This window comes from Saccharothrix sp. NRRL B-16348 (genome assembly GCF_001280085.1).
GTDB lineage: Bacteria > Actinomycetota > Actinomycetes > Mycobacteriales > Pseudonocardiaceae > Actinosynnema.
Map to the genome: position 1 here is coordinate 1 of NZ_LGED01000273.1, position 14,995 is coordinate 14,995.

The 14,995-nt window shown below is 72.2% G+C and carries 13 protein-coding genes; 9 read left to right on the forward strand and 4 right to left on the reverse strand.

From position 1 onward, the window contains the following. Nucleotides 1-296: 296 nt before the first annotated feature. A complete protein-coding gene (locus tag ADK67_RS47180) occupies nucleotides 297-1,214 on the reverse strand; it encodes a TauD/TfdA dioxygenase family protein (RefSeq protein WP_053723168.1) in 918 nt (305 codons plus the stop codon). Nucleotides 1,215-1,219: 5 nt separating this feature from the next. Here ADK67_RS47180 and ADK67_RS55600 point away from each other — a divergent pair, with 5 nt between their 5' ends. The 8 genes from ADK67_RS55600 to ADK67_RS47215 all read left to right on the forward strand — a co-directional run bounded on the left by ADK67_RS55600 (nucleotide 1,220) and on the right by ADK67_RS47215 (nucleotide 8,738). Further along, nucleotides 1,220-1,552: a putative leader peptide gene (locus tag ADK67_RS55600; protein ID WP_442974267.1), complete on the forward strand. Its 333-nt coding sequence runs from the start codon at nucleotides 1,220-1,222 to the stop codon at nucleotides 1,550-1,552. Between the two features lie 71 nt (nucleotides 1,553-1,623). Further along, nucleotides 1,624-2,625 carry an ABC transporter substrate-binding protein gene (locus tag ADK67_RS47185; RefSeq protein ID WP_231648710.1) on the forward strand — a complete coding sequence of 334 codons (1,002 nt, stop codon included), beginning with the start codon at nucleotides 1,624-1,626 and terminating at the stop codon, nucleotides 2,623-2,625. Continuing rightward, nucleotides 2,622-3,443 (forward strand): ABC transporter ATP-binding protein, encoded by an 822-nt coding sequence (locus tag ADK67_RS47190; protein ID WP_053723169.1) that lies wholly within the window; start codon nucleotides 2,622-2,624, stop codon nucleotides 3,441-3,443. Before ADK67_RS47185 ends, ADK67_RS47190 begins: the two co-directional genes overlap by 4 nt. Beyond that, complete coding sequence (locus ADK67_RS47195; RefSeq protein ID WP_082404891.1) at nucleotides 3,440-4,282, forward strand: ABC transporter permease; 843 nt, start codon at nucleotides 3,440-3,442, stop codon at nucleotides 4,280-4,282. Before ADK67_RS47190 ends, ADK67_RS47195 begins: the two co-directional genes overlap by 4 nt. Before the next feature lie 28 nt (nucleotides 4,283-4,310). Next, nucleotides 4,311-5,882: an FAD-dependent oxidoreductase gene (locus ADK67_RS47200; protein ID WP_053723170.1), complete on the forward strand. Its 1,572-nt coding sequence runs from the start codon at nucleotides 4,311-4,313 to the stop codon at nucleotides 5,880-5,882. Then, on the forward strand, nucleotides 5,879-6,232 hold the full coding sequence (locus tag ADK67_RS47205; protein ID WP_053723171.1) for a 4Fe-4S dicluster domain-containing protein: 354 nt from the start codon (nucleotides 5,879-5,881) through the stop codon (nucleotides 6,230-6,232). Before ADK67_RS47200 ends, ADK67_RS47205 begins: the two co-directional genes overlap by 4 nt. Continuing rightward, complete coding sequence (locus ADK67_RS47210; protein ID WP_053723172.1) at nucleotides 6,229-7,404, forward strand: ROK family transcriptional regulator; 1,176 nt, start codon at nucleotides 6,229-6,231, stop codon at nucleotides 7,402-7,404. Before ADK67_RS47205 ends, ADK67_RS47210 begins: the two co-directional genes overlap by 4 nt. A 2-nt stretch (nucleotides 7,405-7,406) precedes the next feature. Then, nucleotides 7,407-8,738 (forward strand): LLM class flavin-dependent oxidoreductase, encoded by a 1,332-nt coding sequence (locus ADK67_RS47215; protein ID WP_269436193.1) that lies wholly within the window; start codon nucleotides 7,407-7,409, stop codon nucleotides 8,736-8,738. A 21-nt stretch (nucleotides 8,739-8,759) separates the two neighbouring features. Here ADK67_RS47215 and ADK67_RS47220 read toward each other — a convergent pair whose 3' ends face one another. Both ADK67_RS47220 and ADK67_RS47225 read right to left on the reverse strand, forming a co-directional pair. Continuing rightward, complete coding sequence (locus ADK67_RS47220; protein WP_053723173.1) at nucleotides 8,760-9,134, reverse strand: STAS domain-containing protein; 375 nt, start codon at nucleotides 9,132-9,134, stop codon at nucleotides 8,760-8,762. Between the two features lie 379 nt (nucleotides 9,135-9,513). Then, complete coding sequence (locus ADK67_RS47225) at nucleotides 9,514-10,242, reverse strand: phosphotransferase (RefSeq protein WP_157621644.1); 729 nt, start codon at nucleotides 10,240-10,242, stop codon at nucleotides 9,514-9,516. Between the two features lie 462 nt (nucleotides 10,243-10,704). Here ADK67_RS47225 and ADK67_RS47230 point away from each other — a divergent pair, with 462 nt between their 5' ends. Continuing rightward, the gene (locus tag ADK67_RS47230) at nucleotides 10,705-14,010 is read left to right on the forward strand and encodes a protein kinase domain-containing protein (RefSeq protein ID WP_053723175.1); all 3,306 of its coding nucleotides are present in this window, start codon (nucleotides 10,705-10,707) and stop codon (nucleotides 14,008-14,010) included. A 12-nt stretch (nucleotides 14,011-14,022) separates the two neighbouring features. On the opposite strand, the gene ADK67_RS47235 is transcribed toward ADK67_RS47230, so the two are convergent. After that, entirely contained in the window at nucleotides 14,023-14,988 is a 966-nt protein-coding gene (locus ADK67_RS47235; protein WP_157621645.1) for a hypothetical protein, read from the reverse strand. Nucleotides 14,989-14,995: the final 7 nt, after the last annotated feature.

Sequence of the window (14,995 nt, forward strand, 5' to 3'; positions counted from 1 at the left end):
CTTCCGCTGCCGCACGGTCCGCCGCATCGTGGTGGGCGACCACGTCGCCCTGGTGGGCGAACCGCTGGAGATCCAGCACAACACCGGCAACCCACCCCTCGTCCGCTTCCGAGGCCGGTACACGTCCGTGGCCTGACACCGTTGCCAGGGCCGGAGCGGGCGCATGCCTCGGCGCGTGACCCGGCCAAGAGGATCGCCCGTGGTTCAAGGTCGAAGTGCTTGAACCACGGGCGACCATCGTCCGCCACGAACGGGTCCGTCACCGAAACCCGTGTGCGACGGAGCGCGCGCGGCGGTCAGAGCGCGGAGAAGTGGGCCGCGTCCCCGACGACCGTGGTGCTCGTGACGCCGTCCACGCTGATCGGGACGTCGCCCGCGATGGTGATGCGGTGCAGGCGGCGACGGGCGTCGTCGTAGTCGGCGACGCCGTAGTGCTGGGTGGCGCGGTTGTCCCAGATCGCCACGTCGCCGTCGGCCCACTGCCAGCGCACGGTGTTCTCCAGCCGGGTCACCCGGTCTTGGAGCAGGTGGTAGACCGCGTGCGACTCGGCGCTCGTCAGACCCACGATCCGCTTGACGAAGTGGCCGAGCAGCAGCGCCCGCTCACCCGTCTCCGGGTGCACGCGCACCACGGGGTGCTCGGTCTCGTAGCGCTGCGACTCGAACTCGTCCCGGTAGGACTCCTCCTTCACGTCCACGCCACCGATGCGGGTCGAGTCGACGTGCCCGGCGTAGTCGTAGACGTTGCTGTGCACCGCCCACAGCCGGTCCGCCAACGCCTTCAACGCCGGCGGCAGTTCCTCGTAGGCGCGCGCCGTGTTCGCCCACACCGTGTTGCCGCCGTACGGCGGCAGCTCGACCGCGCGCAGGATGCTGATCGCGGGCACGCGGTCGACGAACGTGACGTCGGTGTGCCAGCTGTTGGCCTTGCCGTGGTCGGAGTCGATCGGCAGCACGTTGGCGTGCTCGCGGCCCTTGACGGTCGGGTGGGCCAGCGTCGGCTCGCCGAGCAGCCGGGCGAAGGCGAGCTGGCCCGCGTCGTCCAGGTGCTCCTGGCCGCGGAAGAACACCACCTTGTCGGCCAGCAGCGCGTCCCGGACGGTCGCGACGGCGCCCTCGGACAGGTCACCGCCCAGCCGGACGCCGTCGATCCGCGCGCCGATGCCCGCGCCGAGCCGGTGGACGGTGATCGTGTCGGAAAGCTGTGCGGTCATCGCCGATGTCCTCTCGTGAGAATGCGTTCGAACACCACGATGGGCAGTCACGCGGAACGGGCACAACATCGCGCGGCGGTGAATTAAGTCTTCTCAGCACTCGGACGCGGTTGACACGCCCTACCGCCCTCGACACTTCTTTGCGCTGGGCAAAGAAGTGTCCGGTGTCCAGCTCCGCGGACCGCCGGCTCCATGATGTGGGACGGCTGCCGAGCCCGTTGACCCGGTCTGACCTGGGTGTGAGGCTCTGGCACGTGAGCCAAGCCGTCAACCTCACCTCGCGCCGGCACGTCGATCTCCGGCGGCAAGCCGGCGCGCTCTGTCGCACCGGTCGCTGAAACCCTTTCCCCTTTCGGGCGTCGACGCCCGATATTTCGGCCTGCCCGCATTTTCCAACAAAGGATTCGCCGTGATCAGCACGCGACGGAACTTCCTCGGCCTCGCTCTCCTCGGTCTGACGGCGGCCACCGTCGGCTGCACCCCCGCCGGCGCCGGCGCCGGGACCAGGACGCTGCGCTACCAGGGCTGGGCGGGCGACGTGACCCTGCCCGAACTGGCCGCCGACCTCGGCTACCTCGGCGACGTGCGGCTGGAGTGGGTCGGCAACACGACCAGCGGCCCGCAGGACATCCAGTCCGCCGCCACCGGCCAGGTCGACTTCGGCGGCGCGTTCAACGGCGCGGTGGTCAAGCTCAAGGCCGCCGGCGCCCCGATCAAGTCGGTGATCGGCTACTACGGCTCCGACGAGGCGGCGTTCAGCGGCTTCTACGTGCTGGAGGACAGCCCGATCACCTCCGCGCGCGACCTGATCGGCAAGAAGGTCGGCATGAACACCCTGGGCGCGCACCACGAGGCCATGCTCGGCATCTACCTCAAGCGCAACGGCCTGTCCCCGGACGAGATCGAGAAGGTGGAGCCGATCGCGGTGCCGCCGGTGAACATCGAGCAGTCCGTGCGGCAGGGGCAGATCGAGGTCGGCGTGCTGGGCGGCATCCTGCGCGACAAGGCGTCGGAGAAGGGCGGCCTGCGCAAGCTGTTCTCCGACTTCGACCTGCTGGGGGCGTTCACCGCGGGCACGTACGTGTTCACCGAGAAGTTCCTCAAGGACAACCCCGACACCGTGCGGACGTTCGTCAGCGGCGTGGCGCAGGCCATCGAGTGGAGCCGCACGACGCCGCGCGAGGAGGTCGTGGCGCGCAAGGTCGACATCCTCACCAAGCGCGGGCGCAACGAGGACCCGGCCGCGCTGCGGTACTGGAAGTCCAACGGCGTCGCCGAGAAGGGCGGTCGGATCGTGGACCAGGAGCTGACGCTGTGGGTCGACTGGCTCGCCGAACGCGGCGAGATCGCCAGGGACCAGGTGAACCTCGCCGACCTCTACACCAACGAGTTCAACGGGGTGGCGGCATGAGCGGCCACATCAGCTTCCGCGACGTGACCAAGCGGTTCGCGGTCCGCGACCGCGCGTCCCGGCGCCGCACCGAGTTCACCGCCGTCCGTGGTGTGGACCTGGACGTGGAGCGCGGCGAGTTCCTGGTCCTGGTCGGGCCGAGCGGCTGCGGCAAGTCCACGTTGCTGGACCTGCTCGGCGGGCTGACCGAGCCGAGCGAGGGCCGGGTGCTGCTGGACGGCGCGCCGATCACCGGGCCGGGGCTGGACCGGGGCGTGGTGTTCCAGCAGTACGCGCTGCTGCCGTGGCGCACCGCGCAGGGCAACGTCGAGTTCGGACTGGAAGCGGCCGGCGTGCCGCGTCGCGAACGGCCGGGGCGTGCCCGCGAGTTCCTGGACCTGGTGGGGTTGGCCGGTTTCGAGGACCGGCACCCGCACCAGCTCTCGGGCGGCATGCGACAGCGCGTCGCGATCGCCCGCAGCCTGGCCTACGACCCGGCCGTGCTGCTGATGGACGAGCCGTTCGCGGCCCTGGACGCGCAGACCCGCGAGTCCTTGCAGGACGAGTTGCTGCGCATCTGGCGGCGCACCGGCAAGACGGTCGTGTTCATCACGCACTCCATCGACGAGGCCGTCTACCTGGGACAGCGGGTCGCGGTGCTGACCTCGCGGCCCGGCCGGGTCAAGGAGGTGGTCGGGATCGAGCTCGGTGACCGCGCCGACGGGGTCGACCTGCGTTCCAGCGCCGAGTTCGCGCGTTACCGGCACCGGATCTGGGAGCTGCTGCACGACGAGGTCTCCCGGGCCCAGCGACAGGAGAAGGAGGTGGCGCCGGTATGACCGCGCTGGTGGAAGCACGACCGGCCGTGGACGAGGAGCGGCCCTCTCGTGACCGCGTGAAGCGACCGTCGGCGCCGCGCCGGGTCGCCGACGCGCTGGTGACGGCGACCGGCAAGGTCGCGGCGATCCTGGTGCTGCTGGCGGTGTGGGAGACCGCGCCCCGGCTGGGCCTGGTCGACGCCACGTTCCTGCCGCCGTTCTCGACGGTGGTCGACGCGTGGTGGCGGCTGGCCACGAGCGGTCAGCTCGCCGACGACACCGGGGCCAGCCTGGCCCGGTCGTTGTCCGGGTTCGGCCTCGCGGTGGCGGTGGCCGTGCCGCTGGGCTTGCTGATCGGCTGGTACAAGCCGGTGGCGACGCTGCTCGGGCCGCTGCTGGAGGTCTTCCGCAACACCGCGGCGCTGGCGTTGCTGCCGGTGCTCGTGCTGCTGCTCGGCATCGGCGAGACGTCGAAGATCGCCATCGTGTGCTACGCCTGCACGTGGCCGATCCTGCTCAACACGATCAGCGCGGTGCGCGGCGTCGACCCGACCCTGCTCCGGCTGGCGAAGTCGGTGGACCTGTCGGGGTTCCGGCTCTTCCAGAAGGTGATCCTGCCCGCCGCGGTGCCCACGGTGTTCACCGGCATCCGGTTGGCGGGCGCCGTGTCGATCCTGGTGCTGGTGGCCGCGGAGATGGTGGGCGCCAAGGCCGGTCTCGGCTACCTGATCAACGCCTCGCAGTTCAACTTCGCCATCCCCCGGATGTACGCGGGGATCATCACGATCTCGGCCATCGGTGTGGTGTTCAACCAGGTGCTGGTCGCCCTGGAACGCCGGTTCACGTCCTGGCGCGTCTGATCCACCCTCGGTACGGAAGGAGCATCGCATGACGCTCGAACTCGACGCGGACGTGCTGGTCGTGGGCGGCGGGCCCGCCGCGACGTGGGCCGCGTTCAAGGCGGCCGAGGACGGCGCCTCGGTGGTGCTGGCCGACAAGGGGTACTGCGGCACCAGCGGCGCGACGGCGTCCGGCGGCACCGGCGTCTGGTACGTGCCGCCGGAGCCCGAGGCACGGGAGAAGGCCATGGCCAGCCGGGAGGCGCTGGGCGGGTACCTGGCGGACCGGCGCTGGATGGCGCGGGTGCTGGACGAGACCTACGACCGGATCAACGAGTTGGCCGAGGTGGCCCGCTACCCGTTCCCGGTCGGCCCGGACGGCGAGCCGCTGCGCAACGGCCTCCAAGGGCCCGAGTACATGCGGCGGCAGCGGATCCGGGTGCGCCGGGCGGGGGTGAGCATCGTCGACCACAGCCCCGTCACCGAACTGCTCACGGCGGACGACGGCGCGGTGGCGGGTGCGGCGGGGTACCAGCGGCAGGCCGACCGGGCGTTCCGGGTGCGGGCCGGCGCGGTGGTGCTGGCTACCGGTGGCTGCGCGTTCCTGAGCAAAGCGTTGGGCTGCAACGTCAACACGGGTGACGGCGCGCTGTTCGCCGCCGAGGTCGGTGCGGAGCTGTCGGGCATGGAGTTCTCCAACGCCTACGGCATCGCGCCCGAGCACACGTCGGTCACCAAGACCGCGTTCTACAACTACGCCACGTTCTACCGCGCGGACGGCTCGGTGCTCGACGGTGCGGGCAGCCAGCGTGGCCGGTCGGTGATCGCGCGGACGTTGCTGGCCTCGGAGAAGGTGTTCTGCAAGCTCGACCGCGCCGACGAGGCCGCCCGCGAGGCGATGCGGCGGGCGCAGCCGAACTTCTTCCTGACGTTCGACCGGCTGGGCGTCGACCCGTTCACCCAGCCGTTCGCGGTGACGCTGCTGGCCGAGGGCACGGTGCGCGGCACCGGCGGCATCCGGATCGTGGACGACGGGTGCGCGACCACCGTGCCCGGCCTGTACGCGGCGGGTGACGCGGCGACCAGGGAGCTGATCTGCGGCGGGTTCACCGGCGGCGGCAGCCACAACGCGGCGTGGGCGATGTCGTCCGGGTCGTGGTCGGGGCGGGCGGCGGCCCGGTTCGCCCGCGCACTCGGCCCGTCCGCCCGTGAGCGCCGGGTCCGTGCCGCCGGTGGCGCGGGGCTGCGCCCGACCGGCACGACGTCGTCGGTGTCGGCGGCGGAGGTCGTGGCCGCCGTGCAGGCCGAGGTGCTGCCGTACGACAAGAACTACCTGCGGCACGGTGACGTGCTGCGCACCGCGTTGGGGCAGCTCGACGGCACGTGGTCGGCGGTGCGCTCCGGTCTGCGCGCCGAGGGCACGGACGTGGTGCGGGCGCGCCAGGCGGCGGCGATGGTCGCGCACGCCCGGTGGATGTACACCTCGGCGCTGGCGCGCAGCGAGAGCCGGGGCATGGCCAAGCGGCTCGACTTCCCCGACCTGGACCCCGCCCAGCACTTCCGGATCACCTCCGGTGGCCTGGACGAGGTGTGGGCCCGCCCGCAGGAGGTGACCGCGTGATCGAGCTGGTGTCGGCGGCGCGGTGCGTCACCTGCGACAAGTGCGTCGCCGTGTGCCCCACCAACGTGTTCGACCGGGGCGCGGACGGCGTGCCGGTGATCAGCAGGCAGCAGGACTGCCAGACGTGCTTCCAGTGCGAGGCGAACTGCCCGACCGACGCGTTGTTCGTGGCACCCCACACCCATCCGCTGCCGGCGGAGTCGTCCGCCCACGACGAGGAGCACCTGCGGCGGACGGGGTTGCTCGGCAGCTACCGCCGCGACATCGGGTGGGGTCACGGGCGCACGCCGGGTGCGGCACGGGCGGTGGGCCCCGCGCTGTCGCCGTCCGGCCCGCCGCTGATCTCGTGAACCCCCGTGGCACGGCGGCGTCGGCGGTGCTGGGCGCCGTGCTGCGGCACGGGCCGGTCTCGCGCACCACCATCGCGCGGCTGACCGGCCTCAGCCCGGCGGCGGTCACGCGCAACTGCGCGGCGCTCGCCGGTCTCGGCCTGCTCACCGACGTGGCCGGGGCGCTGCCGTACCGAGGCGTGGGCCGCCCGCACTCGCCGGTGGACGTGGAGACCGGTCGCCACCTGGTGGCGGGGATCCACATCGCCCACGAGCACTGCACGCTGGCGTTGCTGGACCTGCGCGGACGCGTCCGGGCCAGGGTGCGCGTGCCGCACCGCGACCCGGGCGACCACCGGGACGTGCTGGCGACCGCCGCGGACCGCCTGGTGCGGCTGCACGCCGAGCACCTGCCGGGGCACGTGCCGCTCGGCCTGGGCGTGGCCGCCGGAGGGTGGGTCGACACCGAGGCGGGCGTGCTGGTCGAGCACGCCTCGCTGGGCTGGCGGGACGTGCCCGTGCGCGACCTGCTCGCGGCGCGCACCGGGCTGCCGGTGCTGGTGGACAGCCACGCGCGGGCGTTGGCACGGGCGGAGCAACTGTTCGGAGCGGCGGGCCACCACGAGTCGCTGGTGCACCTGTTCGTCGGCAACGTGGTGGACGCGGCGATCATCACCGGCGGCGGCACGCACCGGGGCGCGCGGTCGGCGGCGGGCGGTGTCGCGCACCTGGCGCTGGGCGACCCGGCGATCGAGTGCCCGTGCGGACGCCACGGGTGCCTGGAAGCCACCGCGTCCGACCGCGCCTGGGCTTGGCGCGCCTACGAGGCGGGCGTGGTCTCCCGACCGTCGATCACCGACCTGGGTGACGCCGCCGTGGCCGGGAACGCCGCGGCGACCGCGCTGCTCGTCGACCGCGCCAGGATCGTCGGGCGCGCCGCGGCGCTGCTGTTCGACATCGTGAACCCCGATGTCGTCGTGGTCACCGAACTGGGCGTCACCCGGCTGCCCGAGTGCGCCGACGCGTTGCGCGCCGAGGTGGCCACGACCTCGCGCGCGTGCCCGTCGCCGTCGGCCGTGCTGCCGAGCAGCTTCGGCCTGGACGTCCTCGGCGTGGCGGCCGGCGCCGTGCAGCTGGACGCGATCTACGCCGACCCGCTCGACCTCCGCAACCCGATCCGACTGGGAGTCTGAAGTTGTCCACGCGCGAGCTCCACCTCAATGCGTTCCTGATGGGCGTCGGCCACCACGAGGCCGCCTGGCGGCATCCCCGCACCGACCCGCGCGCCCTCGGCGAGGTGGCGCACTTCCAGCACCTGGCGCGGATCGCCGAACGCGGCACGTTCGACTCGGTGTTCCTCGCCGACGGCGTGCAGATCTGGGGCGACGTGCGGCACACCGCCGCCAACCGGTTCGAGCCGATCACGCTGCTGACCGCGATCTCGCAGGCCACCGAGCGCATCGGGCTGATCGCGACCGCGTCGACCGGGTTCAGCGAGCCGTACAACCTGGCCCGGCTGTTCTCGTCGCTCGACCACATCAGCGGCGGGCGGGCCGGGTGGAACATCGTGACCACGGCGGGGGACCGGTCGGCGCAGAACTTCAACCGCGAGGTCAACTTCGAGCACGCCGAGCGCTACCGGCGTGCCGACGAGTTCCTCGACGTGGTGACCGCGCTGTGGGACTCGTGGGAGGACGACGCGCTGGTCGTGGACCGGGAGTCCGGTGTGTTCGCCGAGGACGCCAAGGTGCGCGAGATCAACCACAAGGGCCGGTTCTTCTCGGTGCGCGGGCCGTTGAACGCGGTGCGCAGTCCGCAGGGGCACCCGCTGCTGGTGCAGGCCGGGTCGAGCGAGGACGGCAAGGCGTTCGCGTCGGCGTGGGCGGAGGCGGTGTTCACCGCGCACCAGACGCACGGCGACGCGACCGCGTTCTACGCCGACCTCAAGCGCCGCGTGACGGCCCGGGGACGTGCCGCCGACGACGTCAAGGTGCTGCCCGGGATCGTGCCGGTGCTCGGCGGCACGGAGGCCGAGGCGCGGGCGTTGGCCGACGAACTGGACGGGTTGATCATCCCGGTGCGGGCGGTCCGGCAGCTGACCGAGCTGATCGGCGTCGACCTGACCGACCACCCGCTGGACGAGCGGTTGCCGGAGTTCCCGCCGGTCGGCCACGTGAACGGCGCGCGGAGCCGGTTCGAGCTGGTGCGCGACCTGGCGCACCGGGAACGGCTGACGTTGCGCCAACTGCTCGGTCGCCTCGGCGGCGGGCGCGGGCACCAGGTCGTCGCCGGCACGCCCGAGCAGATCGCCGACCACATCGGGCGGTGGTTCACCACCGGCGCGGCGGACGGCTTCAACGTGATGGCGCCGCTGCTGCCGTCGGGCCTGGCGGACTTCGTGGACCACGTCGTGCCGCTGCTGCGGGCCCGAGGCCTGTTCCGCACCGAGTACACCGGCCGCACGCTGCGCGAGCACTACGGCCTGCCGCGCCCGGCCGGCCGGTACGCCGCGACCGCGTCGCTCTGACGCGGTCCGACGGGACGCCGGCTACCGGGCGGCCCGCTGAGCCGGGATCCGCGACACGCCCGCCTCGACCGCGCAGGACGCCTCGGTCAACGTCGGGCAGACCACCAGCAGCCGGTCCACCCCGGTGACCTGCAACGGCCGCAGCACGGGCCGGCTGTCGGCCACGACGGCGAAGACCGTGCCCAGCTGCCCGGCACGGGTGTTCGCGGCGATCAGGGCGGCGACGCCCACCGCGCCGACGAACGTCACCCCGGTCAGGTCCACCACCAGGGCCGCCGGGGCGCTGTCCAGCCGTGCGGCCATCCCGGCGCGGAACGCCGCCACCGTGCCGATGTCGATCGGCCCCGCGATCGAACAGAACTCCACGTCCTCCTCGGCGAGGCGGACACGGTCCATTCGGGTACCGCTGAGCCGGTCCAGCATGAGTGCGCTCCTTCGGGTGCCCGGGGAAGGGATCACCAGCAGGTCTTTAGACCGTTCAGGTGTATCAAGATCGGCCATTTGGGGTACGTCTCGAATGGCACGTTACGGCGCGTTTGGGGGACGCCACAAGCCCTCCGTCGCGTCACCATCGAGTGACCAAACCAGCGTCGAACCCTCGTTTGGTGACACTCAGTGACCGCCACTCCTCCGGTCGGGGTACCGCCCACCATTGAAGCGGCTGCCTTCACGGTGGGGCACCGCCGGCACCGGACGCCGTGCGCGGCGCCTCGAACGCCGAGTCAGGGCCACTCCGATGGCCCTGACTCGGCTCAGCACCCGTTGAACGAGCCCGCTAGCGCCGGATGGCTCCGGTCAGCAGACCGCGGTGCCGGATCATCCACCCGGCTGACCGGGCCCGCCAGGACAACGCCCAGAGCGGCCGTGGATCGGTCGACTCCGGGGTGATCCCCGCGGAGGTCGCCTCGGCGGCGCAGTCCCGGATCGCGAACTCGATCATCCGGTCGACCAGGCCGTCCCGATCTCCCGACGGGAGTTCGTAGCCGTCCAGGAACAGTCCCAACTGCCGGGCGCGGTCGGCCGCGTCCGGCAGGTCGTTGCGCTCGGCGACGTCGTCGTCGTGCAACTGGGCGTTCCACCACCCCGCCGCGACGACCTCGTCCAGGCGGTCGACGGGCCCGGCGAGGGTCCAGTCGATGAACCCGACGGGAAGGCCGTCGCGGGCCACGATGTGCCACGGACCGGCGTCGCAGTGCCCGATCACCGTGTCCGGCCCGGTGTGGTGCATCCACCAGGACTGCCACACCGCGTCGGGCGGTGGCCGGAAGCCGGCGGTGGCGTCGTGCAGTTCGCGGAGCAGCGCCCCGGCCTGCCGGACACCCTCGTCCGTCCACGCGTGCGGATGCACGACGGTGCCCTCGACGTAGGTCAGGACCTCGTTGCCGTCCGCGTCGACACCGTCGCCGACCACGCGGGGAGCGCCGGTGAACCCGACGTCCTCCAGGTGGCGCAGCAGTGCGTGGACGGTCGTGGTCCAGGGCTGGGCCGGACGCTTGACGGTCATGCCGGCACGCGTGACCGCGCTGGGTCCTCCTTCGGCCGCTGTCAGCGGGCGCGCGGATGTTTCGGATGATTCTGAATGCACGGATCTCTCCTCGTGGAGTGCGGTACTTGTGTCATGGCACCGCGATGCGGTACCGACCGGCCCGAGGCGAACCCACGAGGCCGGCGACGACCGCCACGAAGCGAGGAGCGCGTGCTTGCGCCGCTACTGCCGATACCCGATGGGGCGGCAGATCAGCGGGTGGCACGCTCCCGCGTCGGAGCGGTCGCGACCCCACTGAGAACCATGCACGTCATGTCGTCCTCCTTGATCAGCCGAATCGACTTCACGATATCGGCCTCCCCACGGCTCGCCAATCGCTTTTGGCCACCTGGTCGTGCGCGGACGTGGGGCAGGCGCTCGATAACCCCTCACAGGCCGGTTGTTGTCACCGTTAGCATCCGGTGATCGGAAGGAGTCGGCGTGGAGCGGTGGTGGTTCCAGGAGGAGGTGTCGCCGTTCCGGTGGGAGCAGGACGCGCTTGAGCACGTCAAGCGGTCCGTGCGGGGGGAGTGGCCGTACCGGGCCTGGGCGACGTTCACGTTCACCGCGATCACCGGGCGGGTCAACGAGTGCGACCTGCTCGTCGCCGCTCCCGGCGGGCTGTTCCTCGTCGAGATCAAGTCGCACCCCGGCAGCCTGCGGGCGCACACCGGCAACTGGCGGTTCAACGACGGTGGCACGAGGCGTGCGTTGCGCAACCCGCTGCACCTGCTGGACCGCAAGGCCAAGGAACTGAGGGCGGTGCTGGACCGCGCCGCCGGGCGGCTGGGCGTGTCCGAGCGGGTGCCCCGGGTGGAGCCGGTGGTGTTCCTCTCCGCGTCCGGTCTCGTCGCCGACATGGACGACGTCCAGCGCCAGCACGTCTACGGCCGTGACCGGGAGAGCACGGGGCTGCCGTGGCTGTGGCGCGACCTGCTCGGTGTCGGCGGAACCGAGGTGTCTCCCGACTTCGCCCGTGACGTGCTGCCGAACCTCCTGGCGGAGGCCGACGTCGGGGCGGCCACCGCGCACCTGCGCTTCGGCGGGGAGTGGGAGCTCGACCGCAGGCCGCTCAACGTCGGCGTCGACTGGGAGGACCGGCTCGCCAGGCGCGACGGCGACATCGTGGAGGAAGGCCGGCTGCGCATCTACCTGTCGGCGGACCAGGCCACGGACGCGGCCAGGCGCGCGGTCGAACGGGCCGCCGAACGCGAGTACCGGGTGCTCCAGCGGATCGTGCACCGCGGAGTGGTGCAACCCGTCCGCTTCGGCCCGCACCCCGGCGGATGGGCGATCCTGTTCCGGCACAAGACCTTCGACCTGCGGCTCGACGACCACCTCGAACTGCGTGAGCCCTCGTTGGCGCAGCGGCTGGACCTGCTGCGGCAACTGGCCGAGGCGGTCCACTACGCGCACGGGCACGCGTTGTGCCACCGCGCGTTGTCGGCCCGGTCGGTCTGGGTCAGCGCGGACGAGCGGCCGGTGCTGCGGATCGCGGACTGGCGGTCCGCGTTCCGCCTGGAGGAGCCGGCGGCGTCGGTCGGGCACACCGTCGCGGCGTCCTTCTCCGACCCGGACGACCCCTACCTGGCGCCGGAGTCGGAGATCCCGGGCGCGAACCCCGTCGCGCTCGACGTGTTCGGCCTCGGCGCGATCGCGTACCTGGTGCTGTCCGACGAGGAACCCGCGCGGCGGCGGGCGGAGCTGCGGGACCGGCTCGCCGTGGAGGAAGGCCTGCGACCGCACCGCGGGGTGGCCGGGGGCTTGTCCGACCTGGTGTTCGAGGCGACGCGGACCGACCCGCGCCTGCGGTTGTCGGTCGACGGGTTCCTGCAGCGCCTCGACGCCCTCGAACGCGAGCACCTCGGCACCGACCACCTGCCCGCCGTCGACCCGCTGGTGGCCGTGCCCGGCCAGTACCTGGAGGAGCGGTGGCTGGTCGAGCACGTGCTGGGCACCGGCTCGACCGCCCGCGCGCTCCAGGTGGCGCGCTTCACCGCCGACGGCACCGTGGACCGGCGCGTCTTCAAGGTCGCGCTGGACGAGGAGCGGGCCGCCCGGTTGCGGGCCGAGGCCGACGTCCTGCGGCACGTCGGCGGCTCCGGTGTCGTGCGGCTGCTGGCCGGTCCGCGCGAGGTGCACGGTCGCACGGTGCTCGAACTGGAGCACGCCGGGAACCGGTCGGTCGGCGCGCGGCTGCGAGCCGAAGGACGGCTGGCACGCCCGGAGTTGGAGCGCTACGGCGTGCACGTGTTCCGGGGGCTCGCCCAGCTCGCCGCCGCGGGCGTGTTCCACCGCGACCTCAAGCCGGACAACTTCGGGCTCTGCGAACGCCCGGGCTCCGGCGTGGAGCTGGTCCTGTACGACTTCTCGTTGAGCGATGCCCTGCTCACGGAGGTCACCGTCGGCACGGGCGGCTACCTCGACCCCTTCCTCGGCTCCGCCCGCCGCCCGCTCTACGACGGCCACGCCGAGCGGTACGCGGCCGCGGTCAGCCTGCACGAGATGGCGTCCGGGGTGCTGCCGGTGTGGGGTGACGGGAGCGTGCACCCCGGCGCGGTGCAGGCCGACTGGCCGGAGCCGGCCACCGACCGCTTCGACCCGGACCTGCGCGCCGGCCTGACCCGGTTCTTCCAGCGGGCGCTGCACCGCGACGCCGAGCGGCGACACCCGGACCTGCCGTCGATGGAGGCGGCGTGGCACGAGGTGTTCGCGATCCGGCCGCGGTCGTTCGCCACAGGGGTGCGATTACGCGCTTCGGCGTGGACCCGGGGCCACGTCCGGGCGCTGGTCGGGCTCGTCACCGTGCTGCTGTTGACCGTGTCGGCGGCGTACGCGTTCGCGGCGCTTCAGCCGCCGCAGCAGATGATCTGGACCTTGGTGACGCCGAGCGTGTCCAAGGTGCCGCCGCCACGGCCGCCCGGTCCGGTGTCCGTCGAGAACCCCCAGATGACCTTCACGATCACGAACCTGCCGGGCGACGCGTTCGTCGCCGACACCGGGATCTTCGGTGGCGTGCAGTCGGAGTCGGTGTACTACGACGACCGTTGGCGACACCTCGCCGCAACCGTGAAGTTCTACCCGCCGGACACGTTCGACCGCACCGCCGTCCTCGGCCGGCGTGCGTTCACCGTCGGCGGGCGCACCGCGTTCCACCTGGACGACTTCCCCGACCCCCACCCGCGTTCGGGTTGGCCGTACGCGACGCCGGCGGTCGTCGTGAAGTACGGCGCCGACACGTGGCTCGTGGTGCGGGGGTACGAGTGGTCCGAGCGCGATGCCCTGGTGGACCTGGCGAGTCGTGTCGAGGTCGGCGCGCGGCGACCGATCCGGTACCCGATCCGGTTCGGCTACGTCCCCGGCGGGCTCGCCGTCTGCGGCGCGTACGACGGGCTCAGCGACCCCTGGCGCGGTGCGAACGACGGCTGGCACGCCTACCTGCACCTGTGCGACGACAAGGCGAGCGAGTCCACCACCGGCTACGGCGAGGCCGTGCTGGTCGACCTGTCCTCCACCGACCTCACCCCCCTGCGTCCCGGATGGGACACCGACGCGACCGGCCACACCACCTCTCTGGACGGTGGCCTGGTCGTCGACTGCGGCGCGTTCGGAGTGGCGATCGTCGTCCGGGCGACCCACCGTTCCCGCTACGCGGCAACCGATCTCGAACAAATGGCCCGCTCACTGGAAATCCGGGACATCTCCGACCCGTCAACGTGGTTCACCGCCGCCGAGGCCATCGGCTGACTGTCGGCTCGGCTATGCGCGGCCGGGGTTCGCTGCTGCGCTCAGCACGTCCAGATCGATGGTGTACCAGGTCGATCGGAGGAAGGCGTGCAGCACGTCGCCTCGGCCGGTGTAGCGCAGGCCGTGGGCCTCCATGCCGTCGGGCAGGACCACCCGGCATCGCCCGCCTTCCTGGCGTACCCCGTCCCGTGTGATCCGCAGCAGCGTCGCGACGTCGTACTCGGGACCCCAGCCGGCGAGGAGCGCGAGGTCTGCGCCGCGTCGCAGCAGGTGGTGGGCTGACCTGGAGGGGGAGGGGCCCCAGTCGGTCACCCGGGCGCCGGTGGCGGACAGGACGTGGAATCCGGTGTAGGGGCAGAAGTAGGCGGTCTCACCCTCGACGTTGAGCGAGTAGCAGTCGGAGATGGAGGGCAGGCCGGCATCCCGAGGGTAGAGCCACTCGACCGTCAGATCCTCCCTGAAGCGGGCGAGCCCGTGCCCTTCCGGGCCACTGCCGCCCATCGCTTCGTCGAAGTACCCGGCCCAGACCTTGCCGGCGGGCGTGGTCAGCAGTTCCTCGATCGCGTCACCGATGTGGGCGCGGTGCCTCAGCTCGCCGCCGCTGGTCCACACCTCCGCGTTGACCGCGCCGGGCTTGGCCCGGGCATCGGCCAGCAGCACGCGATCCTTTGGCAGCGGCTGCACGAAACTCACCCGCAGGTCGGTCTCCACGTCGACGGCACCGACGACTCGCCGCCGACCGCCGACGTGCCAGGTCACCTGCTTGCGGTCGCTGCCATCGCGGTACGGCCACACGGCGTAGGCCGTGCCGTCCGGACCTACGCCCACCGCCTCAGGCTCCCGCACCGTCGCGGCCGGTCCCGCCGGCATCACGAAGCCGTGCCGGTGCAGCGGCACGACCGGCAGTTGCAACACCTCCAAACGCCGCCGAAGGCTCGCCTGGTCGCGTTGCGCGTCAGTTCTCATCACCGACATCATCCCAGCT